At 50.4% G+C, this 804-nt stretch carries 6 tRNA genes and 1 rRNA gene; all 7 read right to left on the bottom strand.

The features are described from left to right. Positions 1-101: 101 nt before the first annotated feature. A tRNA-Ala gene (locus tag KNQ05_RS15585) sits at positions 102-177 on the bottom strand. 22 nt (positions 178-199) lie between these two features. After that, positions 200-276 (bottom strand) — tRNA-Pro (locus tag KNQ05_RS15580). A gap of 6 nt (positions 277-282) precedes the next feature. After that, a tRNA-Arg gene (locus KNQ05_RS15575) sits at positions 283-356 on the bottom strand. Between the two features lie 37 nt (positions 357-393). Next, positions 394-480, bottom strand: a tRNA-Leu gene (locus tag KNQ05_RS15570). A 61-nt stretch (positions 481-541) separates the two neighbouring features. Beyond that, positions 542-617: transfer RNA gene (locus KNQ05_RS15565), tRNA-Thr, on the bottom strand. 15 nt (positions 618-632) lie between these two features. Continuing rightward, a tRNA-Val gene (locus KNQ05_RS15560) sits at positions 633-708 on the bottom strand. A gap of 8 nt (positions 709-716) precedes the next feature. Then, a 5S ribosomal RNA gene (rrf, locus tag KNQ05_RS15555) occupies positions 717-804 on the bottom strand; the annotation flags it as partial.

Raw genomic sequence — 804 nt, 5'->3', positions numbered from 1 at the left:
GAAGTCACGTTGACGAAGCTTGCGCTTCATTCATTGTTTGTATCCGAAGATACGTTTTTTGCCTCATCGTTCAGTTTTCAAAGTTCGTCAAAGATAAAATTTGGTGGAGCCTAGCGGGATCGAACCGCTGACCTCCTGCGTGCAAGGCAGGCGCTCTCCCAGCTGAGCTAAGGCCCCATTAAAGGGATTAAATTGAAGATGGTCGGGAAGACAGGATTCGAACCTGCGACCCCTTGGTCCCAAACCAAGTGCTCTACCAAGCTGAGCTACTTCCCGAAAAAGTGCACCCTGAGAGATTCGAACTCCCGACCCCTTGATTCGTAGTCAAGTACTCTATCCAGCTGAGCTAAGGGTGCGGGGTATAATGGATCAAACAGTTATTAAAATTAAAAATGGTACCGAGGGCCGGAATCGAACCGGCACGGGGAAACCCCCGCAGGATTTTAAGTCCTGTGCGTCTACCAGTTCCGCCACCCCGGCAGGGTTTTAAAGGTAGAACCTAAATTCTAAATCAGAATCTTCGGTGATATTTAAATGAAAATGGTGCCGGCAACAGGAGTCGAACCCGCGACCTACTGATTACAAGTCAGTTGCTCTACCAGCTGAGCTACACCGGCAAGTGTAAATAAAAATGGTGGAGGATGACGGGATCGAACCGCCGACCCTCTGCTTGTAAGGCAGATGCTCTCCCAGCTGAGCTAATCCTCCATATGTACGCCTGGCAGCGTCCTATCCTCACAGGGGGAAGCCCCCAACTACTTTCGGCGTTCAAGTGCTTAACTTCCGTGTTCGGCATGGGAACGG

The sequence above is a fragment of the Exiguobacterium sp. s125 genome (assembly GCF_018618605.1).
Taxonomy (GTDB): domain Bacteria; phylum Bacillota; class Bacilli; order Exiguobacteriales; family Exiguobacteriaceae; genus Exiguobacterium_A; species Exiguobacterium_A oxidotolerans.
Note: the sequence above shows the minus strand (reverse complement) of the source record. Positions and strands in the feature narration are given on the sequence as shown.